The sequence below is a fragment of the Pseudomonas sp. PS02303 genome (assembly GCF_029959925.1).
In the GTDB taxonomy this organism is placed as follows: Bacteria; Pseudomonadota; Gammaproteobacteria; order Pseudomonadales; family Pseudomonadaceae; genus Aquipseudomonas; species Aquipseudomonas mandelii.
Window position 1 is genome coordinate 12,886 of record NZ_JASCOM010000049.1, and the last position, 22,028, is coordinate 34,913.

General features: G+C 57.3%; 16 protein-coding genes and 3 pseudogenes. 15 read left to right on the forward strand and 4 right to left on the reverse strand.

All coding sequences use genetic code 11. From position 1 onward, the window contains the following. Positions 1-6 precede the first annotated feature (6 nt). The 15 genes and pseudogenes from QMX98_RS13940 to QMX98_RS14010 all read left to right on the forward strand — a co-directional run bounded on the left by QMX98_RS13940 (position 7) and on the right by QMX98_RS14010 (position 19,770). Positions 7-1,002: an ABC transporter substrate-binding protein gene (locus tag QMX98_RS13940; RefSeq protein WP_083376551.1), complete on the forward strand. Its 996-nt coding sequence runs from the start codon at positions 7-9 to the stop codon at positions 1,000-1,002. Between the two features lie 84 nt (positions 1,003-1,086). Then, a complete protein-coding gene (locus QMX98_RS13945) occupies positions 1,087-2,334 on the forward strand; it encodes an OprD family porin (RefSeq protein ID WP_245006758.1) in 1,248 nt (415 codons plus the stop codon). A gap of 14 nt (positions 2,335-2,348) precedes the next feature. Next, positions 2,349-4,418: a 3-hydroxyacyl-CoA dehydrogenase NAD-binding domain-containing protein gene (locus QMX98_RS13950; RefSeq protein WP_282410926.1), complete on the forward strand. Its 2,070-nt coding sequence runs from the start codon at positions 2,349-2,351 to the stop codon at positions 4,416-4,418. A gap of 272 nt (positions 4,419-4,690) precedes the next feature. Then, positions 4,691-6,817 carry a TonB-dependent siderophore receptor gene (locus QMX98_RS13955; RefSeq protein ID WP_172791143.1) on the forward strand — a complete coding sequence of 709 codons (2,127 nt, stop codon included), beginning with the start codon at positions 4,691-4,693 and terminating at the stop codon, positions 6,815-6,817. 761 nt (positions 6,818-7,578) lie between these two features. Continuing rightward, positions 7,579-8,514, forward strand: coding sequence for a LysR substrate-binding domain-containing protein (locus tag QMX98_RS13960; RefSeq protein ID WP_010461053.1), 936 nt, complete (start codon positions 7,579-7,581; stop codon positions 8,512-8,514). Between the two features lie 325 nt (positions 8,515-8,839). Beyond that, on the forward strand, positions 8,840-10,030 hold the full coding sequence (locus QMX98_RS13965; protein WP_154504970.1) for an SRPBCC family protein: 1,191 nt from the start codon (positions 8,840-8,842) through the stop codon (positions 10,028-10,030). Positions 10,031-10,040: 10 nt separating this feature from the next. Further along, positions 10,041-11,486 (forward strand): aldehyde dehydrogenase family protein, encoded by a 1,446-nt coding sequence (locus QMX98_RS13970; protein ID WP_282410927.1) that lies wholly within the window; start codon positions 10,041-10,043, stop codon positions 11,484-11,486. Positions 11,487-11,491: 5 nt separating this feature from the next. Next, positions 11,492-11,656, forward strand: a pseudogene (locus QMX98_RS13975) (rubredoxin); the annotation flags it as partial. Then, complete coding sequence (locus QMX98_RS13980; RefSeq protein WP_282410932.1) at positions 11,645-12,892, forward strand: FAD-dependent oxidoreductase; 1,248 nt, start codon at positions 11,645-11,647, stop codon at positions 12,890-12,892. The pseudogene QMX98_RS13975 and the gene QMX98_RS13980, both read left to right, overlap by 12 nt. Positions 12,893-12,902: 10 nt before the next feature. Next, positions 12,903-14,231 (forward strand): FAD-dependent oxidoreductase, encoded by a 1,329-nt coding sequence (locus tag QMX98_RS13985; RefSeq protein WP_282410928.1) that lies wholly within the window; start codon positions 12,903-12,905, stop codon positions 14,229-14,231. Further along, positions 14,228-14,599 carry an ethanolamine utilization protein EutQ gene (locus QMX98_RS13990; RefSeq protein WP_042932004.1) on the forward strand — a complete coding sequence of 124 codons (372 nt, stop codon included), beginning with the start codon at positions 14,228-14,230 and terminating at the stop codon, positions 14,597-14,599. Before QMX98_RS13985 ends, QMX98_RS13990 begins: the two co-directional genes overlap by 4 nt. Before the next feature lie 100 nt (positions 14,600-14,699). Continuing rightward, positions 14,700-16,001 carry an MFS transporter gene (locus tag QMX98_RS13995; protein WP_282410929.1) on the forward strand — a complete coding sequence of 434 codons (1,302 nt, stop codon included), beginning with the start codon at positions 14,700-14,702 and terminating at the stop codon, positions 15,999-16,001. Positions 16,002-16,052: 51 nt separating this feature from the next. Further along, positions 16,053-17,300: a Xaa-Pro peptidase family protein gene (locus QMX98_RS14000; RefSeq protein WP_282410930.1), complete on the forward strand. Its 1,248-nt coding sequence runs from the start codon at positions 16,053-16,055 to the stop codon at positions 17,298-17,300. 228 nt (positions 17,301-17,528) lie between these two features. Then, positions 17,529-19,085 carry a BCCT family transporter gene (locus tag QMX98_RS14005; RefSeq protein ID WP_102599720.1) on the forward strand — a complete coding sequence of 519 codons (1,557 nt, stop codon included), beginning with the start codon at positions 17,529-17,531 and terminating at the stop codon, positions 19,083-19,085. Between the two features lie 88 nt (positions 19,086-19,173). Then, complete coding sequence (locus QMX98_RS14010) at positions 19,174-19,770, forward strand: hypothetical protein (protein WP_282410931.1); 597 nt, start codon at positions 19,174-19,176, stop codon at positions 19,768-19,770. A 200-nt stretch (positions 19,771-19,970) separates the two neighbouring features. On the opposite strand, the gene QMX98_RS14015 is transcribed toward QMX98_RS14010, so the two are convergent. The 4 genes and pseudogenes from QMX98_RS14015 to istB form a co-directional block, all read right to left on the reverse strand. Next, on the reverse strand, positions 19,971-20,459 hold the full coding sequence (locus QMX98_RS14015) for a GNAT family protein (protein ID WP_010461033.1): 489 nt from the start codon (positions 20,457-20,459) through the stop codon (positions 19,971-19,973). A 68-nt stretch (positions 20,460-20,527) separates the two neighbouring features. Then, positions 20,528-20,695 (reverse strand): annotated as a pseudogene (locus tag QMX98_RS14020) (transposase domain-containing protein); the annotation flags it as partial. A gap of 15 nt (positions 20,696-20,710) precedes the next feature. Beyond that, a pseudogene (locus QMX98_RS14025) lies at positions 20,711-21,025 on the reverse strand (IS3 family transposase); the annotation flags it as partial. A 161-nt stretch (positions 21,026-21,186) separates the two neighbouring features. Continuing rightward, the gene (istB, locus tag QMX98_RS14030) at positions 21,187-21,990 is read right to left on the reverse strand and encodes an IS21-like element ISPsy20 family helper ATPase IstB (protein WP_020302642.1); all 804 of its coding nucleotides are present in this window, start codon (positions 21,988-21,990) and stop codon (positions 21,187-21,189) included. Positions 21,991-22,028 lie beyond the last annotated feature (38 nt).

A 22,028-nucleotide genomic window follows, 5' to 3' on the forward strand; every position in this document is an offset into this window, starting at 1 on the left:
GTACGCATGTCTATTAAAACGCTGATTGCAAAGTTGGGTCTGGTCGCTTCGCTGGTGGCCGCAAGCGCTGGCGCCTATGCGCAGGACATCAAGGTTGCCCTGGGCACCGACGGCTTCGTGCACATGCCACTGTTCGTGGCGGTGGATGGCGGCTATTTCAAGAAACAGGGGATGAATGTCGAACTGATCAAGTTCAAGGGCGGCGGCGCCGCGACCTCGGGCCTGGCCAGTCGAACCGTCGAGTTCTGTTCGTGCGCGATCCAGAATTCGATCAATGCGAAATTGAAGGGCGCCGACCTGACCTTGCTGGGGCGACTGGTCGGGCAGTATGCGAGCAATGTGGTCATCAGCCAGAAGAAAGCCGACCAGCTCGGTCTGACCGCGCAAACCCCTATGGAAGAGCGCTTGAAGGCGATGAAGGGCTTGAAGATTGCCGTCAGCGGTTCGGGTGGCAGTGCCGACTTCCTGGTGCGCTTCCTCGGTGAAAAAGGTGGTCTTTCGGCAGAGAAAGACTTCACTTTGCTCTACCTCAACAGCGCCAGTGCCATTCTGACCGCGTTCTCCCAAGGACGTATCGATGGCTTTGCCTTGTCCTCGCCAACTTCGGACAGCGCGATTATCGAGCACAAAGGTTTCACACTGTTGGACATGGCCGACGGGCAGGTCAAGGAACTCGATGGCTATCCTTCGATCGCCTTGAGCGCACGCAAACAGTGGGCTGATGAGAACCCGCAAACCGTGAAGCAATTTCTCGACGGCCTGGCACAAGCGACAAAACTGATCAACGAAAACCCTGAGCAAGCGATGAAGCTGGTGCGCGCCCGTTTTGAAGGTACGCCGGATAACGTCTATGCGGCGGCTTGGAAATCCAACAAGCACTCGTTCCCGCAAACGCCCTACTTGAGCGAAGAAGATGTGGCTCGGGCCATCGTGTTTCTCGGCAAAATCCAGGGCCAATCGATTCCCGGCAAGGCCAGCGACTACATGACCTCCATGCGCTGATCCCCCCCTCTCAACACTGATGCAGGTACCGGTCCACCGATCTCGACTGAGTTCGGTGTGGCCGAGTACGGCATGGAATTGCTCATGAATAATAAGAAAACAGCTGCTTCCTGGGGCGTCATCGTCGCCGTCGGGCCATGGCTTGCCAACGCTCAGGCCACGGATTTCCTGGCGGATGCCAAAGTCGACCTGGAGATGCGCAACTTCTACATGAACCGCGATTTTCGCGACGGCAGCGGCCAATCAAAACGCGATGAATGGGCCCAGGGTTTCATTCTTCGTGCACAGTCGGGCTACACCCCCGGATTTGTCGGCTTCGGCCTGGACGCTATCGCCATGGTCGGCCTGAAACTCGACTCCAGCCCGGACCGCACCGGCACCGGCTTGCTGCCGGTTCACGATGACGGCAGGGCGCCCGATGAATATTCCAAGGCCGGCTTGACGGCAAAAATGCGCGTGTCCAAAACCGAGTTGAAGGTGGGTACCTTGATGCCCAAGCTGCCTACCTTGCAATCGAACTTCGGGCGTTTGCTCCCGCAGACCTTCCGCGGCGGCATGCTCGAATCCCGCGAGTGGGGCGGCCTGGAACTGATTGGCGGGCACCTTGATCAAGTCACTGACCGCGATGTCACCGGTGCGCAAGGGCTGGCCATCAATAACAAGAATCGACGATTCAGGGGCCCGCTCGATGGCGGCAACTTTGAGCTGGCGGGCGCCGCCTATCGTTGGAAGACCGTGCAGCTGACCTACCAGGTCGGTCGCCTGGAAGATGTCTACCAGCAGCATTTCCTGGGGCTCACCAGCGCCCACGAGGTCGGCGAGGGCAAGTTCAAGTCGGACCTGCGGCTGTTCATCAGCGACGATCAGGGACAGGCACGCGCCGGGCAGGTGGACAACCGCGCGTTCAGCGCAATGACCACCTACGAATGGCGTGGCAACGCGTTCAGCCTGGGTTATCAGGCCATGAGTGGAGATTCGGCCTTTCCCTACGTCGAGGGCACCGACCCGTATCTGGTCAACTTCGTGCAGGTGGGCGACTTCGCCGAGAAGGGCGAGCGTTCATGGCAACTCCGTTATGCCCGTGACCTCGCGACATGGGGCCTGCCGGGGCTGACCTTCATGACTCGCTATATCAAGGGCACGGATGCAGAAGTGCTGGCCACCGATTCAGGCCGCGAGCGCGAGCTGGATATCGAATTGCAGTATCGGGTTCAGAGCGGACCGCTCAAGGCCCTGGACATACGCTTGCGCAACGCCGCTTACCGCTCGGACTTCTCCCGCAATGCCAACGACACGCGGGTGATCCTCAGCTATCCCATTTCCTTCCTGTGACTCGGGTAACCCTCATGGATTCCTTGGTAAGTCTGAAAACAGATGACGGCATCGGTGTCATCACCATCAACAACCCGCCCGTGAATGCCTTGTCCCAGGGCGTGCGGCAACAACTGTCAGCCTGTCTGGCGCAGGCGCAGGCCGACCCCGCTGCGCAGGCCATTGTCATCACCTGCCAGGGCAAGACGTTTGTGGCCGGCGCCGACCTCAAGGAGTTCGACCAGCCGTTGATGGAACCGCACCTGCCGGACGTTCTGAACGCTATCGAAAACAGCCAGAAACCGGTGATCGCCGCTCTGCATGGCTCGGTGCTCGGTGGTGGCCTGGAGCTGGCGATGGCGTGTCATTTGCGCATCGCCGATGAACACACAGTGCTGGGCCTTCCTGAGGTCAGTCTGGGCTTGATACCTGGCGCGGGCGGCACGCAGCGCCTGGTTCGCCTGTGCGGCGCGCTGGTTGCCGTTGACGTGGTAATTGCCGGGCAGCGGCTGACGGCGGCGCAGGCGCAGGCCGTCGGGCTGGTGGACCACTGCGTGACCACCGACCTGCAAAGTGCGGCGATCGAGCACGCCATGCGCTTCCTCCTCACCGAGCCATTCTGGCGGCGCACGCGGGATCGATTGATACCTGCCCACGACGCTACTGAATTCAATGCGAAGGTGGCAGGGGTGATGAAAAGACTGGCTGGGCAACAAGCCCCCCAGGCCGCTCTTGAAGCGATCAATGCAGCCCTGACCGAATCGTTTGACGACGGCATGGCGTTGGAGCGTTCGCTGTTTATCGGACGGCGGCAATCCGCCCAGGCCAAGGCTTTGCGGCATCTGTTTTTCGCCGAGCGGGCCCTGGCCGGCCGTACACGCAAGCTCGCCGTCAATGGCCAGGCGCACGCGATTCAGAAGGTCGCGGTGATCGGTTCGGGCACCATGGGCGCCGGGATTGCCATTTGCGTGGCCAACGCAGGTTTCGCTGTGAGCCTGATCGATGTGCAGGACGCCGCGCTGCAACGCGGCGTAAAGAACATCGACGACTATTACCGGGACGCGTTGCTCAAGGGGCGCATGGATGAACACGCTTGCCAGGAACGCCGGGCGTTGATCCTGCCATCGACTTCAATGGACGCTGTGGCGGACGCCGATCTGGTTATCGAAGCGGTGTTCGAAGACATTGAGGTCAAGCGCGCGGTGTTTCGCCAGCTGGATACCCTGTGCAAGCCGGACGCGATTCTGGCGACCAACACCTCGTACCTGGACGTCGAGGCCATTGCCGATTGCACGCGGCGCCCGCAACAGGTGTTGGGCATGCACTTCTTCAGTCCCGCGCCGGTGATGAAGCTCCTGGAAGTGGTGCGCACCACCCAGACCGACAGGTCGGTCATGGCTGCGGTGCTGACCTTGGCGCAGCGTCTGGGCAAGGTGGCGGTCACAGTGGGGGTGTGCGACGGCTTCGTGGGTAATCGGCTGTTGGCCGCGAGGGAGCGCGAAGCCATGTTCCTGCTGGAAGAGGGCGCATCAATCGAGGCTGTCGACCGGGTGATGCGTGCGTTTGGCTTCCCCATCGGCCCCTTTGAACTGCGTGATATGGCCGGTGTGGATGTCGCCTGGCGCAACCGCCAGGGGCGTCTGTTGGAGCTGAGCGAGCGTGAGCAACGCTGCGATTGGATCGATAAATTGTATGCGGCAGGACGGCATGGGCAAAAAACCGGGCTTGGGTTTTATTGCTATGCGCCGGGCAGCCGCCAGGCTGTGCCGGATTCATGGCTGGCGCAATTGTTGGAGCAGCATCGCCAGCAATGGAATATTGCGCCCCGTAGCATCTCTGATCAGGAAATTGAAGAACGCTGCCTGTTTGCGATGATCAACGAGGCTGCCTGGTTGCTCGACAACGATATTGTGGAGCACCCTGCTGATATCGATCTGGTATGGGTTCATGGCTACGGCTTCCCGCGTTACAAGGGCGGGTTGACCTACTATGCCGACCAGACAGGGCTCGGCTATGTGGCGAAGGCGCTTAAGCGCTACAACCCCGAGTCGGTCAGGGCGCTCTCGGCGTTCATGACTCACCGCAAGACCTTCCACGCTCATTGACGAGAAAGCCCCGGCCGCTGACCGAGCCCGCCGGGGCCATGTTGAGTCAGGCGTCCTTGACCGCGTCGAGGGCCGCATCAGTGTCGGCGCACCTCACGGCAAACCAAGCCACAAACGGCAATTGTCCGAATGACGTGATGAGTTGTTCGGTAACTATTTTCGTGCGCGAATGGGAATTAGTGTTAATTGCGAATGGTTTTATATAGCATGCTCGCTTGGTTTTTGGCGGTTGCACCCTCTGTATTGGCCTATTCGTTAAGGTTTTCCTCTCCATGCGTCGAACCCTGTTTTCCATTTGTGTACTGCAAGCGTTGTCGTCTTCCTCGTGGGCTGAACAAACGGATGTAGCTCCCTCAACGCTTGAGCTGGACGCAACCGATGTTATCGGTACTGCGAATTACGAGAGGGCGGACGGCCCGGTGCAGGGTTATCGGGCGACGCGCTCGGCCAGCGCCACGCGTACCGACACGTCGATCCATGAAACCCCGCAATCGATCAGTGTGGTCTCGAAGGATGCAGTCGAGGATCTGGGCGCCACCCGTTTGCAGGACGCGCTGGACTATGCCGGGGGCGTGGGGCGGGCGAACAATTTTGGTGGGCAGGGCCTGACCACGTTTACCGTTCGAGGCTTCACCACTGGCGAGTTTTATCGCAACGGTTTTCCGATCAACCGCGGCTACCCGAACATGCCGGATGCCAACACGATTGAGCGACTCGAAGTGCTGCGCGGCCCGGCCACCATGCTCTACGGTCGGGGTGATCCTGGCGGCACCTTCAACGTGGTTTCCAAACAGCCGTTGCCCGAGCGCACCGTCACCCTGGGCAGTCAACTCAACGATCAGGGCATGAAACGCGGCACGCTGGACGCTTCCGGCCCGCTCGACGAAGAAGGGCGCCTGGCCTATCGACTGAACGTAGTGGGCGAGGGCGGCGACACCTTCCGCGATCACGTCGAAACCGAACGCTACGGTATCACTCCGGTGCTGACGTGGCAGGCAACCGATGCGACTAAGCTCATTTTCGAAGGCGACTTCATGCGCAACAACGCGCCTCTGGATCGAGGCGTTACGCGTTACGCCAAACAGATTGGCACCGCCTCCCGCGACAGCTTTTTCGGCGAAAAAGACGTTGGCAAATTGCACAACGACAACAACATGGCTCAATTGCGTTTCGAGCACATGCTCAATGACGACTGGACGCTGGGCGGCGGTTTCCAGTGGCTCGACGGATCGCTCAAGGGCAACGCGGTCGAGGCCAACGGTATTGCCGCTGACGGCCGCACCCTGGGGCGCAACTTCAACTATCGCAAGCTGGAGTGGACCGACAAGGACACCCAACTCAATCTGACCGGCCATTTCGATACCGCTGGTTTGCAGCACACGTTGCTCACCGGTATCGAGTACGAAGATTACGACTACAAGTCGATTATTCAACGCTCCAGCGGTGCGGTCGGCGCGTACCCGATCGACATCTTCGACCCGGTGTACGGCCAGCCGCGTCCGGCGCTGACTCGCACGCCGACTCATGACAAGGAAAACCTCAAGACGTATGCAGCGTTCGTGCAGGATCAGGTGGCATTGACCGACAAATTGAAGGTGCTGGCCGGGGCGCGTTTCGAACGCTTCGAACATGACTACGAAACCTTCGTGCCGGGCGGCAAGAGTTGGCAGGCCAGTGACAACGCGGTGACCCCGCGCATCGGCGTGACCTACGACCTGACCGAGACATTGGCGGTCTATGCCGACACTGCGCGCTCCTTTAAGCCCAACACCGGCGCAAGCCGCGAGGGCGGCGGATTTGCGCCGGAGAAGGGCAAGTCTTACGAAATGGGTATCAAGTGGGAGGCGCTGGATCAGCAGTTGAGTGTTGACGCGGCGGTCTACCAGATCGAAAAACGTAACGTGTTGACCACCGACCCTGTTGATTCGACCTTCAGCGTTGCGGCCGGTGAGGTGCGCAGCCGTGGCTTCGACGTCAATGTTGCCGGCAACCTAACGCCCGAATGGCGCGTGATTGGCGGCTACGCCTATGTCGATGCCGAAGTGACCAAGGACAACGTGCTGCGCTCTGGCACGCGCCTGCTGAACATCCCGAAAAACAGCTTCAGCCTGTTGAATATGTATGAGTTCCAGGATGGCACCCTCAAGGGGTTGGGCTTGGGTACCGGGCTCAAGTACGTCGACGAGCGCGCCGGGCAAACCGCCAACACCGCGTTTTCGATGGGCAGCTACACCGTTGTCGACTTGCTCAGCTTCTACAAGATCAATGACAAGGTGCGGCTCAATCTTGACGTGAAAAACCTGTTTGATCGTGACTATGAAGAAGGCGCATTCGGTAACGTCTATGCCTATCCGGGGGCGCCGCGAACTGTACAAGTTGGCATTTCCTACACCTTGTAGCGTGCAGCGCTGGTGCACGCCGAGTCTTCCGCGGTAACGCGGGAGGTGAGGCGATGTGCGCCAGCGGTAGAGTTCGTTCCGCCCGCATTGACGACAATTGCAGGTTAAGGCGTTTTAGGCCGTGCGCAAATTTGGAGTTGGATTACATCCAGCTCCTGAATGGCCAGATGTACCAAGCACTCCAAGCAAGCGCCGAAGCGAGGGAGCGTTGCAGCAGCGGAACTGGCCGAAGCGCAGCGTGGTGTAGTTGCTCAGCAGGCGCGGGGTGACACGCTGGAAACTCAGTTAGCGCAATTGCACGATGCCCCCCCAGAGCAAACGTACGCCGCTGCCCGGTCTGATGGATCATTCACGGCCCACACTGCATCCATTCCAGCGTCGCCCGCACCGGAACACGGTACTGGTTGATCGACGGCGATGCTTTTCATGTCCCTGTGGGGGAGGCCGTTGCTGCAGCACTTCTGGCGGCCGGCAAGATTTCGTCACGCACCATCCTTATAACCGGCAGCACAAGGGGCCTACGGCATGATGGGCGCTTGCTTCGAGTGCCCTGGTAGAAATTGATAGCGTGCCCAACGTGCAGAATTGTATGACGGTAGTAACCGAAGGTCCCCGAATCGGGCGGCCATCATTGCCGGACTGGCACGCGAAGAGATATTGGCTGAGCACGTGGCGTATGCCGCGACTTTACGCTGTCATCGTTGGGTGGCAGGGACTAGAATGGTCCAATAAAATCACAATAAAGATGTGACCTTGCCGGCATGAAAATCCATCCTCTACCGCCACTCAACAGTCTGGTAGCATTTGAAGCGGCTGCGCGCCATTTGAGTTTTACGCTGGCAGCGCAGGAACTGAATGTCACCCAAGGGGCGATCAGTCGGCAAGTGCGTCTGCTCGAGAACTATCTGGGAAAGACTTTGTTCGAGCGCACCACGCGCTCGATCCACCTTAGCCCAACCGCCAGCCAGTACTATGAAACGGTGCGAGCATCACTAATGCAGGTAGCCCATGCGACAGGTGAAATTCGCCACTGGCAGGGCGCGCAGCAGGTCACAGTGGCCACCAGTTCCGCGATGGCTTCACTCTGGTTGCTACCCAAGGTGTCTGAGTTTCAGAGCAATAACGAAGACATTGATCTGCGCATTATCGCCTACGATCAAGTAAAGGACTTCTCACGACTCGATTGTGACTTGGCGTTGTACTACTGCCGAACCCCACCGCAAGACATGCAGGTAACGCCACTGTTTTCAGAAGAGGTGTTCCCGGTCTGCAGCCCGGGCTACCTGTCAAAATACCCTGAGCTGAAAACGCCTGAGCAATTGGCTGATTGCACCTGGTTATGGTTAGAAGATCCGCAGCGTGACTGGATTGGTTGGACTGAGTGGTTCCAGCGTCTCGGGCTAAAGAGCATTGAGCCAAGGCGCCGGATCAATATCAACAGTTACTCCATGCTGATCCAATCGGCACTCAGTGGGCAGGGTATCGCTTTGGCTTGGTCGAACCTGGTCGACAATCACCTGCAAACCGGTGCTTTGGTGCGGCCGATCGATACAGTATTGAGTTCAGACGCACAATTCTGCCTGCTAGAGCCGAAGGGCCAGGGGAGGATGCGGCAAAGTGTTAAATATTTTCGCACCTGGTTGATCGAACAGTTACCGACGACGCTCAGTGACTCAGAATTCGGTTCCAGCGAGTAGATACCGTTCTTAAATAAAACATGCCGCAGGTGGGCAGCCTGCGGCACGGTTGCACTATGGCTCCACTGCCTCCCCCCTCTTTAGGCATCATCAAAATTTGCTCCATTCCCACTGCCTAAAAGCGTTGATCGACGATCTTTTGAAAGCCCGTGTGTCGCTCTGATGCATGAATCTGGCGTGTTTGAATTGATGATTAAAAGTCATAAATGGTGACGTAAATATCGTTTGTCGAACAATGCTCTATTTCTCGAAACTCACTGCCAACGGACGATGGCCAGTGAGCCTGCCGAACATTTCACACCGTGCCCAGCAGGGGAAAACAATAATGAGCAATACCGCCTTGCAACAAATTCCTGTGCATCATCTGGAAACTGTACTTAACCCGATTCATCAAGCCACCGGGTTGAGCAACGAGTTCTATACCAATCATCACTACTTCGAATTGGAACGCGACCAGGTGATGGGTAAGACCTGGGCGTGTGTCGGGTTCGCCAGCGACCTGACCAAGAACGGCTCGGTCAAGCCTGTCGACTTCATGGGGCTGCCATTGCTGCTGATGCGCAACCGCGAAGGTCTGGTGCAGGTCTTCCATAACGTCTGCAGCCACCGCGGCATGAAGCTGGTGCAGGAAGAAGGTGAAGTACAGGGCGTTATTCGTTGTCCCTACCACTCCTGGACTTATGACCTCAATGGTGCCTTGCGTGGCACTCCGCATGTCGGCGGTATTGATAAGCACAAGGACGAGCGTTTTGCTTGCGAAAAGCACGGTTTGAAAGCAATCAACAGCGCCATCTGGATGGACATGGTGTTCATCAATCTGTCGGGTGACGCACAGCCGCTCGAAGAAATGCTTGCTCCCTTGACCGCGCGCTGGACGCAGTTCCTTGGCGAGGACGGTATGAGTCAGCTGCGCCGCCGTCCGGGTCATGACGCGACCACATTGGATATCAACTGCAATTGGAAGTTGGCCGTCGAGAACTACTGCGAAGCCTATCACCTGCCGTGGGTGCACCCGAGCCTGAACTCGTATTCGCGCCTGGAGGATCACTACAACATCCTGTTTGACGAGCATTTCGCTGGTCAAGGCAGCTATGCCTACAACCTGTCCGATGTGGCCGGTACGCACTTGCCCAAATTTCCAAGCTGGCCACAAGACCGCCTGCGCAATGCCGAATACGTAGCTTTCTTCCCCAACGTACTACTCGGCATCCAGGCCGATCATGCGTTCGCCATGCAATTGGAGCCCGTAGCACCGGGTCGCACCATTGAACACCTGCGCCTGTTCTATGTTGGGGACGAGGCTCTGGGTGATGAATACGCCGCCTGCCGTAACGCCATTCTGGAATCCTGGAAAGTGGTATTTGCCGAAGACATCAGTTCGGTCGAAGGCATGCAGAAAGGCCGTCACTCCCCTGGTTACAAAGGTGGTGCCTTCTCGCCAGAGATGGACGTTCCAACGCACTTTTTCCATCAGTGGGCTGCGCGTCAGTTGCTAGCCACCGTACCGGACGCCTGAGGAAATGAGCATGTATTCAATAGCATCCCATTGGCTCAATTACATCGATGGTGAATGGCTTGATAGCCCGCAGCAGCTGTCGGTGAACAATCCAGGCACCGGCCAGCCACTGGCGACTATCGCCCAGGCTACTGTCGATGATGCCGAGCATGCCGTGCGGGCGGCTCGTCGTTGCGCCGACAGCGGTCAGTTGACCCGCGTTCGTCCGGCGCAGCGGGTCACTTGGTTGCTGCGCATTGCCGAAGAAATCCGCGCCGTGGCCGAAGAGGGCGCCTGGGTGTTGTGCCAGGAAAACGGCAAGAGCCTCAACGATGCCAAAGATGAGTTCGTCGAGGCTGCACGCTACTTCGAATACTACGCAGGCATGGCTGACAAGATCGAAGGCACTTCGATTCCATTGGGCAATGGCTACATGGATTTCACCCTGTATGACCCGATGGGCGTGTCCGCGCAAATCGTACCGTGGAACTTCCCGGTTTCGATCTGTGCCCGCTCGCTTGCACCGGCGTTGGCGGCTGGCAATGCGGTGGTGATCAAATCGCCCGAGCTGTCGCCTTTGGGGATGTGCGTGCTGATCCGCGCTGTTGCCAAGGCCGGGTTGCCTAAGGGCGCGGTCAACCTGATTTGCGGTCGTGGCCGTGAGGTTGGCGCGCACCTGGTTGGCCATCGTGATGTCGATCAGATTGTCTTCACCGGCTCAGTGCCGACCGGTCAATCGATTCTGCGCGATGCCGCCGAACATGCCATCCCCAGCGTTATGGAGTTGGGTGGCAAGTCGGCCGCGATTGCTTTCGCCGATGCGGATCGCGAACAACTGCTTGCCAGCGTCAAGGGCGGTATTTTCTTCAACGCCGGACAGGTGTGCTCTGCCATGTCGCGCCTGCTGGTGCAGCGTGAAATTTATGAAGAGGTCGTCGAGTCTGTTGTCGCCTTGGCCGAAGGTCTCAGCGTGGGCGTCGGCCACGACAACCCCGACCTCACACCAGTGGTCAGTGCCGGGCAACTGGCAGGCATCGAAGCTTTGTGTCGGCGCGCCATTGCAGAGGGCGCAGTAGCGGCCACTGGCGGTGAGGGGTTCAGTGACCGTGCCGGGTATTTTATGCGACCGACCGTGTTCCGCGACGTGAGCCCCGATATGTGCATCGCCCAGGAAGAGGTCTTCGGTCCTGTGTTGGCGGTGATCCCGTTCGACAGCGAAGAAGAGGCGATCGCGATCGCCAATGGAACCGCTTTTGGCCTGGTCGCGGGTGTGTTCACCCAGGACATCAGTCGCGCCATGCGCTGCACCCGTCGCCTGAAAGCTGGCCAAGTGTTTGTGAACGAGTGGTATGCCGGTGGAATTGAAACCCCGTTTGGCGGTGTCGGCCTGTCCGGTTTTGGCCGGGAAAAAGGGCAGGAGGCCTTGTATAGCTACGTGCGTACCAAGAACGTGGCGATCCGCGTAGCGGGGGAGTGAGCAACATGTTCAAGACTTGGCTTTGTGTGGTCTGTGGGCTGATCTACGACGAGGCCCTCGGTTGGCCGCAGGACGGCATCATCGCTGGCACGCGTTGGGAGGATGTGCCAGAAGACTGGAAATGCCCCGAGTGTGGCGTCGGCAAAAGCGATTTCGAGATGTTGGATATCAGTGAACCGGTGACCGCTGCCGTCAGTGCGCCGGTAGTGCCTGCAGTGCAGCTGCAATCGCCGCCACCGGCCACACTGCCACGTCAGCCGATCGTCATCATCGGCAGTGGCTATGCCGGTTACGGTCTGGCCCAGGCGTTGCGCAAGGTCGACCCCAAGGTCGAGATCCGCGTGCTGACTCAAGAGTCTGGCCACTTGTATTCCAAGCCAGCGCTGTCCATTGGCCTGGCACAGGGCAAGAGCGCTGAGGCATTGTCCGGTGAGGCGCCGCTGGCGATCGAAAAGCGCTTGAATATCCGCGTCTATCCGCACTGTACGGTGACGCGTATCGACAGCGCGAGGCAGCGCCTGCACACCAATTTCGGTGAGATGGAGTATGGCCAATTGGTACTGGCCAGCGGTGCGCAGAGCATCCGATTGCCGATCGAGGGTGAGACTGCGGCATTACTCAGTGTCAACAATCTGCACGATTACCAGCGCTTGCGTGAACGCCTGGTGGGCGTGCGGCGAGTGGCAATCCTGGGTGACGGCCTGATCGGCTGTGAGTTCGCCAACGACTTGGCAGGCAGTGGCTTTGCCGTCAGCGTCATTGGCCTCGGCCATTGGCCGATGGAGCGTCTGCTGCCGGCGCTGGCCGGACGGCGGCTGCAATTCGCCTTGAGCGAGCTGGGGGTGAGCTGGTATCTGGAGAACACCCTGAAACGTATTGAGCAGACTGAAGACGGCTATCACCTGACCCTGGCCGATGGCCAAAGCCTTGAAGCCGACCTGGTGTTGTCCGCCGTGGGTTTGCGTCCCAACCTGAGCCTGGCCGAGACCGCCGGGGTCGTCGTTGGTCGCGGCATTCAAGTGGACGCCCAACTGCAGACTTCGCAACCGGGCATTTATGCCCTGGGCGACTGCATCGAAATCGACGGCCAATTGCTCCCGTACTTGGCACCCATCAACCAAGGTATTCAGGCACTGTGCAAGACCTTGCTCGGCCAGCCTACCAACGTCAGCTATCCATTGATGCCAGTCACCGTGAAGACCCCGGCGGCGCCACTGTGCCTGCTTCCACCTGCCGTCGGCGTCGCCGGGGAGTGGCAATGCACGCCGACTGCCGATGGCCTAAGCGCCAGTTATTACGACATCGAGGGGGCACTTTGCGGGTTTGTCCTGCTCGGTCGCCAAGCACAATTGCAGCGCAATACATTGCTGCAGTCCTGTCAGAACGCTCAACGGGCCATGGCCTGAGGGCTGCACCATGAAAAATACAATCAACCTTCCCTATGACGATGCCAGCTGTGGCTGGTATGCCGCCTTGCCTGAGCAACCACCTTGCACGCGGTTGGAGGGTGAACAGCGCGCCGACTACACCGTGATCGGCGCTGGCTTCGCTGGCTTGGCCGCGGCCCGCCGATTGGCTGAGCTCTGTCCTGAGGCCCGAATCCTGCTGGTCGATGCCCAGCGCGTCGCTTATGGTGCCTCTGGACGCAACTCGGGTTTTGTCATCGACCTGCCACACAAATTTGCATTGGAACATCCGGACCCGGCGCACAAACAGCGTTTGCTCGCACTCAATCGCGCTGCCATCGCCCAGTTGCAGGGATTGATTCAAACCCATGGAATCGATTGCCAATGGTCCCATGCCGGCAAGTATCAAGGCGCAGTAGGTCCTCGCGGACTGGCTTATCTGGATCATTTCGAACACTTGATGAGCGAGCTCGGTGAGCCGTTCCGTCGGGTCGAACGCGCGGAGTTGGCTCAGGTGGTTGGCAGCAGCCATTACAGTGGTGCGATCTACACCCCTGGTTGCTACTTGATGCAGCCGGCAGCGCTGGTCAATGGCCTGGGCCGCTCACTGCCGAGTAATGTCGAGCTGCTTGAGGAATCACCGATCCAGCGCTTGGAGCGAGACGGCCAAGGCGGATGGATTTTACATGGTGCTCAGGGCCGGATTCGCACCGCGCAGTTATTGCTTGGCACCAGCATCTTCACTCAAGAGTTCGGTTTCCTGCGTAATCGTCTGTTGCCGGTGATGACCTTTGCCAGTTGGACTCGCCCACTGACCGATGCCGAGTTGGCGGTCTATGGCGGTCAATTCGATTGGGGTCTGACCCCGGCAGACCACGCCGGTACCACGGTGCGTATGACTCAGGATCGTCGCTTGATCATCCGCAATACCTACAAGCATGTTCCCAAGTACGGCCAAAGCACCAACGATGCCATGCGCGCCAGTGTGCGCAAGGATCACCGAAAAGCGTTCCTGGCGCGTTTTCCGCAACTCGCCGAAGTCCCTTTCAGTCATACCTGGGGGGGCGTCTACGCCATCTCGCGCAACTTCACCAACTTCTTTGGCGAACTGGAGAAAGGTGTCTATGCCTCGGCGTGCGACAACGGCGTCGGCGCGGCCTGGGGCACCATTTCAGGCACCTTGCTCGCAGACCTTGCCGTTGGTGCCGATTCGGCGCAACTGCGTGACATTCAGGCCGTGACGGGCATGCCTTCACTCAATCCGCCGGAACCCTTCCTCGGCCTTGGTGTGCGTTCACGTATCCGACTGGCGGCCTGGAACAGTCGGAGTGAGCTATGAGTAGGGTTTTTACTGGAAAAGGCCCAGTGCTGCGCGTCGATCATCATGATTTGGATTTCACGCAGCGTGGTGGTCCCCCCGGTGCCGCTTATGTCGCCCGTGCGATCAGCAATGAAATATCGCCAAATATCGGGGTCGGCTTTGCCCGTTGGGAGGGCGCTGAAGTGGCGTGGACCCTGCTGTATGACGAGGTGATCTTCGTCATCGAAGGCTGCTTCGAATTGCAGGCCAACGGTGAGCTGTACCGGGTTGAACCGGGACAGTTGCTGTGGATTCCCGAAGGCACCGAACTGGTCTATGGCGGCCATGCGTTGTTCGGGTATGTGGTTCAGCCTGGCGACTGGAAACAGCGGCACGGTTTATCCTGAGTCGGGAGCGCAGAGCAATGCAGAATGTAAAGAGCGATGTCATGGGGCGGCAACGTTGCAGCTTGCAATTTCACGCACACATCATTGACGAGGCTGCTCAGTGCTTGGACTGACGAAGGCGTTCGGCGCCCTGTATCTGAGCAGCTTACTGATGCAGTTGGGTTCAACCTTGTTGATGACCTACCTGGCGCTGCGCCTGAACGCGGGGGGGGAGGCCGAGACGTGGAGCGGTGCATTGATGGCAGCCAACGCCTTGGGCATGGTGTTGGGAGGCAAGGTTGGGCACTACCTGATTGAGCGGGTCGGGCACATTCGCAGCTACGTCACCTGCGCCGGCGGGATCGCCGCCGCAGCTCTGGCTCATGAATTCAGTAGTGCCTTGCCATTTTGGCTGCTGCTGCGAGCGCTGGTGGGGGTGGCCATGATGTGTCAGTTCATGGTGTTGGAAAGTTGGCTCAACGATCAGGCTCGGAGGGAACGGCGCGGCAGCGTGCTGGCCCTCTATATGGTTGCCAGCTACGTTGGCATGATGCTTGGCCAGCTGGCGCTGAGTCTCAATGGCGACCTGGGAGTCCATGCGTTGCTTGGCGTGGCCATCGCTTTTGCGTTGAGCCTGGTGCCGGTCGCGTTGACCCGCTGCCCGCATCCGACGCCCATCCTTGCGGCGCCTGTCGACGTTAAATTGTTCCTGCGTCGAATACCGCAGTCGTTAGTGACCCTGGTGGTGTCGGGCATGATGACGGGGGGCTTTTACGGTCTGGCCTCGATCTATGCCAGTCAGCAGGGACTCGATACGGTCGAAATTGGTCAGTTCATGGCCTTGGTGATTGGGGCCGGATTACTGGCCCAGCTGCCCTTGGGCTGGCTTTCGGATCGATTGCCACGTGCCAGCTTGATTCGCGCTGTGGCAGTGCTGCTGGTGCTCCTCACGCTGCCGCTGTTTTTTTGTCAAAGCCCTTCGTTCAACACCCTGATGCTGTTCGGTGCGGGGATAGGCTTTTTGCAGTTTTGCCTGTATCCGCTCGGTGTGGCACTGGCCAACGACAATATTGAGCCGCAATTGCGTGTTTCATTGGCCCGCGTGTTGTTGGTGGCGTTTGGTGTGGGGGCCGGCATCGGTCCGCTGCTGGCCGGTTCACTGATGGAGCACTTCGGCGCATCGAGTCTTTATTTCTTCTTCGCTGCCTGCGCTGCGCTGCTTGTCGTGTTTGTAGGGCAGGGCAAGGTCACCGGTGAGCATTTGCAAGACGATGCTCCCCTTCATCACCCGTCAACGCCCAATGGTCTGGCCAGTTCCAGTCTGGTGGCGGTTGTCGAGTCGGTCGGCGTAAACGCCCAGAGCTCGCAGTGCGACAGAGTGATCAACGAGACTGAGATCGCCACCGCGCTGAATCGTCCATGACGCCAAATGGTGACGTTCCTTTCTCCTATTTTGATTAACGGAATCGAAAGCATGTTCGAAAATAAAAATAAGTACCCTACGGGCAATGACTCCACGCAACCCTTGCACAACCCGGTCACGCTGGAAACGCTGCAATCGGCGCGTACCTACCGCCTGCAGCGGGTGCGCGATCAGTTACTGGCGCGCGATTGTGCCGCCATCCTGCTCTATGATCCGGTCAATATCCGCTATGCCACTGACACCTCGAACATGCAGGTGTGGACCTTGCACAACTTCGCTCGTTACGCGTTGGTGTTTGCCAATGGGCCCGTGATCCTGTGGGAGTTCCACAATTGCGAACACCTGCATGAGGGGATCAGTCTGATCGATGAAGTGCGCGAAGCGGTCAGTTGGAGTTATTTCGGTGCCGGTTCGCGCATATCCGAGAAGGCTGCCATTTGGGCCCGAGAAATTGTCGATGTGATGGGTGAACACGCTGGTGCCAACGCGCGCCTGGCCGTGGATAAGGCAGACTTCGAAGGGCTTGAGCTACTCCAAGCTGAGGGGTTGAGCCTGGTCGAGGGGCACAGTCTGATGGAGGAGGCGCGCAAGATCAAATCAGCCGCCGAACTGGAGCTGATGCGCTGGACCATCGAGGTGTGCGAGAAAGGCATTCAGCGCATGCATGATGAGCAGCGTCCAGGCATGACCGAGAACCAACTGTGGGCCTGGCTTCACTACGAGAATATCCGCCACGGTGGAGAGTGGATCGAAACCCGCCTGCTCGCTTCCGGACCTAGAACCAACCCGTGGATGCAGGAGTCAAGCAATCGGGTGATGCAGGAAGGTGAAATCATTTCCTTCGACACGGATCTGATCGGTCCCTATGGCTATTGCGCGGATATCTCGCGAGCTTGGACCGTCGGTCACGTTGCCCCTACGGCCGAGCAGCGCAAGCTGTATGCGCTGGCCCATGAACAGATCCACCACAACATGGCGCTCTTGCGCCCTGGCCTGAGCCATCACGAGTTCGTTCAGCGATCCTGGGATATTCCACAACCTTATCAGCACAACCGTTACTGCTGTGTTGTGCATGGTGTGGGTCTGGCCGACGAATATCCGGCACTGGCGCATAAAGGTGCTGATTGGGAGACCAGTGGTTATGACGGTGTTTTTGAAGAGAATATGGTTATTTGCGTGGAAAGTTATATGGGCAAACGTGGAGGTAAGGAAGGTATTAAACTTGAGCAGCAAGTTTTAATTACCCACAACGGTTGCGAGGCGCTTTCAAATTATCCGTGGCAGGAGGACTGGTTGTAATCGTTCATCTCAGGTGGTGGCAGTTATATGCACATCCCAGCTTGGTACGATAGTACTCATGAGAAATAGTCATTAGTCGCGCAGATAAAATGATTTGTCGTACACCGCTTCCTGTTTGAACATCATTTCCAATGCGTTGCCGTGCATTCCGGTCTGGATAACGTTACGCCCAATGGGCGGTTATTCGATGTTAGCTGTAAATACAAAAATAATAGAGAGGCCCTTAGCATGAAAGAATTAGTTGTCGATGAAGAATCCTGTTCTCGATCGTTCAATACCCGCATATTAGGATTTAATGTTCACCGGGTTATTTTTCCTGTTTCATTCTTGATTGTATTGGCGCTGGTTTTGGTTGCGTTGCATGATCCGATAACCTTCGGCCAGTCCTTGGAGGGAGCGAAAGGCTGGATTCTCAAGAACTGCGACTGGTTCATCATGATTATGGGCAATCTGGCCGTGCTGTTTTGCGCCAGCGTGGCCATTTCACCCTTTGGTAAAATTCGCTTGGGTGGAAAGGAGGCGACGCCGGAGTTCAGCACACTGTCCTGGTTTTCGATGCTATTTGCAGCCGGAATGGGTGTTGGCCTGCTGTATTGGGGCGTGGCTGAGCCGGTCGCACAATATACCGCTTGGTGGAAAACGCCACTCAATGTCCTCGCGAACACCCCACAGGCCGAGCATGCAGCAATGGGGGCAACGATCTTTCACTGGGGATTTCATCCTTGGGCCATCTACCTGACCAGTGCGTTGGTGGTTGGATTTTTTGCCTTTAACAAGGGGCTCCCATTTGCCCTTAGTTCGGGGCTGCAGCCATTGATTGGTAAAGCACATCGAGGGCTGCCAGGGCAGTTGGTCGACGTGTTTACCGTGGTGCTTACCGTATTCGGCTTGGCCACCTCTTTAGGCCTTGGCGCCATGCAGTCGACTGCCGGTATCTCACAAGTATTGGGCATTCCCAACTCCTTTAGTTTGCAGTTGCTGTTCATCTTGGTCGTGACTGGACTGGCCGGGTTTTCTCTATGGCGGGGCATGGATGCAGGAGTCAAGTTGCTAAGCAATATCAATATGTTACTGGCGCTGGGATTATTCATATTGGTTGTGTTTGGAATTGGGGTATCGACGTTTTTTTCTGGAGTGCTGAGCACGACCGTCGACTATGTCGAGTTCTTCCTGCCACTGAGTAACTGGATCAATCGTCCAGACCAGGACTGGTTCCATGGATGGACGGTATTCTATTGGGCGTGGTGGTGCACGTGGGGTCCGTTGGTCGGTGTATTCGTTGCGCGTGTTTCCCGAGGCCGCACGCTCCGTCAGATGGTCGGCGTGGTGATGTTGGTGCCAACCCTGGTGGCTATCGCCTGGTTCACAGCGTTCGGCGCGGGTGCCATCGATCAAGTCATCTCCGGCAGTGGAACCCTCGCGGCAGGTCTAACCGATGTCAATATGGCGATCTTTCAGTTCCTACAGATGCTGCCGATCCCGCTCATAAGCTCAGGATTGGTGGTCATCCTGTTGGTAATCTTTATGGTGACTTCTATGGACTCGGGCGCCTTAGTAGTCGACAACCTGGCCGCGGGCGGTGACCCGGAAACTTCGCCAGTACAGCGGGTACTTTGGTTAGTGATGATTGCATTAGTCACCATAACGCTTTTCGTAATCGGTGGAGATACCGCGCTGAAAGGTATCCAGGCCGGTGCAGTGGCCATGGGGTTGCCGTTTATGGTGCTCATGCTGTTGCTGATGATCGGCTTCGTTAAAGCGCTGGCCAAGGAGCCTCGTGACTAAAGTTACTTTAAGGAGAGCGGCCTACTTCTTCGGAGGTAGGCAGTTGGCCAACTCATGGAAGGCAAACCGGCTGAGGGGGAAGTTGAGGATGGAATCGCAAGAAGACGATATACAGAGTTTTGTGGGTGAACTAAGGAAAATTGTGCATGACGCAGCGAATGAGGCCGAACTGCTTTCGCTCGTCGGCCCTTTGGTTCAACGAATGGTGCAAATGCGTAGTTGGCTAAGCGCCGAAATGTATGAAGCCGACTCAGAATTGGGATATGGAACGACGTTGTTACACGTCGAGCCTGACCAGTCATTATTCGTGGTGGTCGATAGCTGGCTACCCGGGCGTGGTGTGCCGCCCCATGACCACGATACCTGGGCGGTGGTGGTAGGTGTCGATGGCACCGAGCGCAACCTGTTTTGGCAGCGTCTGGACGATGCGCTACTTCCTGGATACGCCGAGCTGCAGCTAATGGGTGAGCGATGCATCACAGATGGAGAAGCGCTACTTTTGCCAAGCGGGAGTATTCACAGTGTGATCAATGAAACTGAACACACAAGCCTTTCGTTTCATGTGTATGGTCGACATTTGAATTTTACCGAGCGACGCCAGTTCGACCCGGAAAACAATCTTGAACGGCCGTTCAAAATAGCCCCACGCGCGAGCCATGGCGCGGATGGAGCCCAATTACCATAGATCATTAAGCGGAGTATCGGATCGAAGTTAACGGTCGCTTATGGTATGGCAACTGGGGAGGATTTCTGTAAGCGTCCGGTAATCCCACCCATTGATCCCTAGGCTGCACAGCGCTGCCCATTCAGCACTGACTGTACCTGAACCAAAGCAACCAAATGAATACCTGAAAGCAGCTGCATTAAGCGGGCTTTCAATGTGAGTTATGGTCGGGCCGCTCTGCTGCGGGCCATATGGATGAGTGCTGATCTACGATTATCCAGGGAAATTCGCTCTTCGACAGCAAATGGTAAGAAGCCCAGTTTTGGATAAAGCAGCAAACCTGCTGTATTTTCATTGAAGCACGAGATCTGCACCTCTGTGGCGTCATAGCGGTCGAACGCCAGAGCTGTCATCGTCTCCACGATGAAGGTCGCCACACCCTTTCCTCGTGCCTCTTGGGCAACGATGACATTGCCGATACAGCAAACCCCACCTGTTTCAGCCCGATAAAAGTTAGCAAAGCCGACGACGCTGTTCCCGGTCTCGACAACCGTCGAGTCGAATCGTTGAGCAATAGCATTAGACAGCTGAGCTTCAGTCAGAGGGTATTGAGCTTTCGGGAACATATAAAACAGTTCCCGAGCGTTCAGGGGAAAGCTACAGATAGTTTTGATGTCATCAGCCTTCACTGGCCTGTGTTGCAATATCATCGCGCGTCCTTGAGGTCTATGCATCCGGCATTCTAGCTCACCTAGATTTGCTCAAACACCTTGCCTGGTTACCGCGGCACCCATTGGTGCGGTAGCAGGTTTGCAATATCCCACGCCCGCTGCGTCGGCAGCCGCGTGAGAACATCCTTCAGATAAGCATATGGATCATGCCCATTGAGCCGTGCCGATTGGATCAAATTCATGATCGCTGCCGCACGTTTGCCACTGCGTAATGAATCGCCCCGGATTCTTTAGACACCTTGCAAGCTCGCTGTGTAACGCTTTTCAAACTCTACCGGTGACAGCTGATTGTTGAAACCATGACGACGCTTCGAGTTGTAAAACATCTCGATGTAATCGAACACATCACCACGAGCATCCTGTCGTGTGGTGTAAATTTTCCGCTTGATCCGTTCCCGTTTCAGCAGCTTGAAGAAGCTCTCAGCCACGGCGTTGTCATGACAATTGCCTCGGCGGCTCATGCTGGCAACCAAATTGTTTGCCTTCAAAAAACTGCGCCAATCGGAGCTGCTGTACTGGCTGCCCTGGTCGGAGTGAACCATCACTGTTGGCGCTGATTGAAAACTGACCCACCCTGCCGATTGAAAATTGACCCAGGACGGATTGCTGATTTCTGTCCCAGCAATTGTGGATAAGCTTAGCAGCAGTGTTCCGATTAAAGATGCATCAAGCCCCACCGCATGCAGCAGGGCATTTATGGTGCGGATCAAAATGGCTCATCGTCCTCGATATCATTTCTGTCCTTTCGCTTTCGTTCGCGTGTTTTGATCTTTGTCTGGGCAGCCAATGTGCTGTGTTGCAGGCGGTAAGACTCGTTGCCTGTTTCAACGATATGGCAGTGGTGTGTCAGCCGATCCAGCAGCGCCGTAGTCATTTTGGCGTCGCCAAACACACTCGACCATTCCGAGAAGCTGAGGTTGGTGGTGATGACCACGCTGGTGTGTTCGTACAGTTTGGACAGCAGGTGAAATAACAGGGCACCGCCGCTTTGACTGAAGGGCAAATACCCCAGCTCATCCAGTATCACCAGGTCTGTTCGTAGCAGTCCCCGGGCGATTCGGCCTGCCTTACCATCGTACTTTTCACGCTCCAGCAGATTGACCAGATCCACCGTGGAGAAAAAGCGCACGCGTTTGTTGTGGGCCGTAATTCCGGATACAGCCAAGGCACTGGCCAGGTGTGTTTTCCCGGTTCCAGGGCCGCCGATGAACACGACATTCTGCGCGGTTTCAGTGAACGCTAAGCTGGATAGATCGCTGACCAGCCGGGCATCAGCGCTGGAAGCGCTGAAGTCAAAGCCAGCTAAGTCACGGTGCATGGGGAGTTTTGCCATGTTCATCTGATGATTCACCGAGCGCACCGCGCGATCCGCATGTTCCTGCTGAAGCAGATGTTCCAGCAGCCATTTCGATGAAGCCGTAGACGCTGTTCCTTGAGATACCAGTTCTTCCCAAGCACTGGCCATGCCGTGCAGGCGCAGTTCTTTGAGTTCAGTCATCAGGTCACGCATTGCGATTCTCCTCATCGGTCGTACGGAGCCGGTCGTAG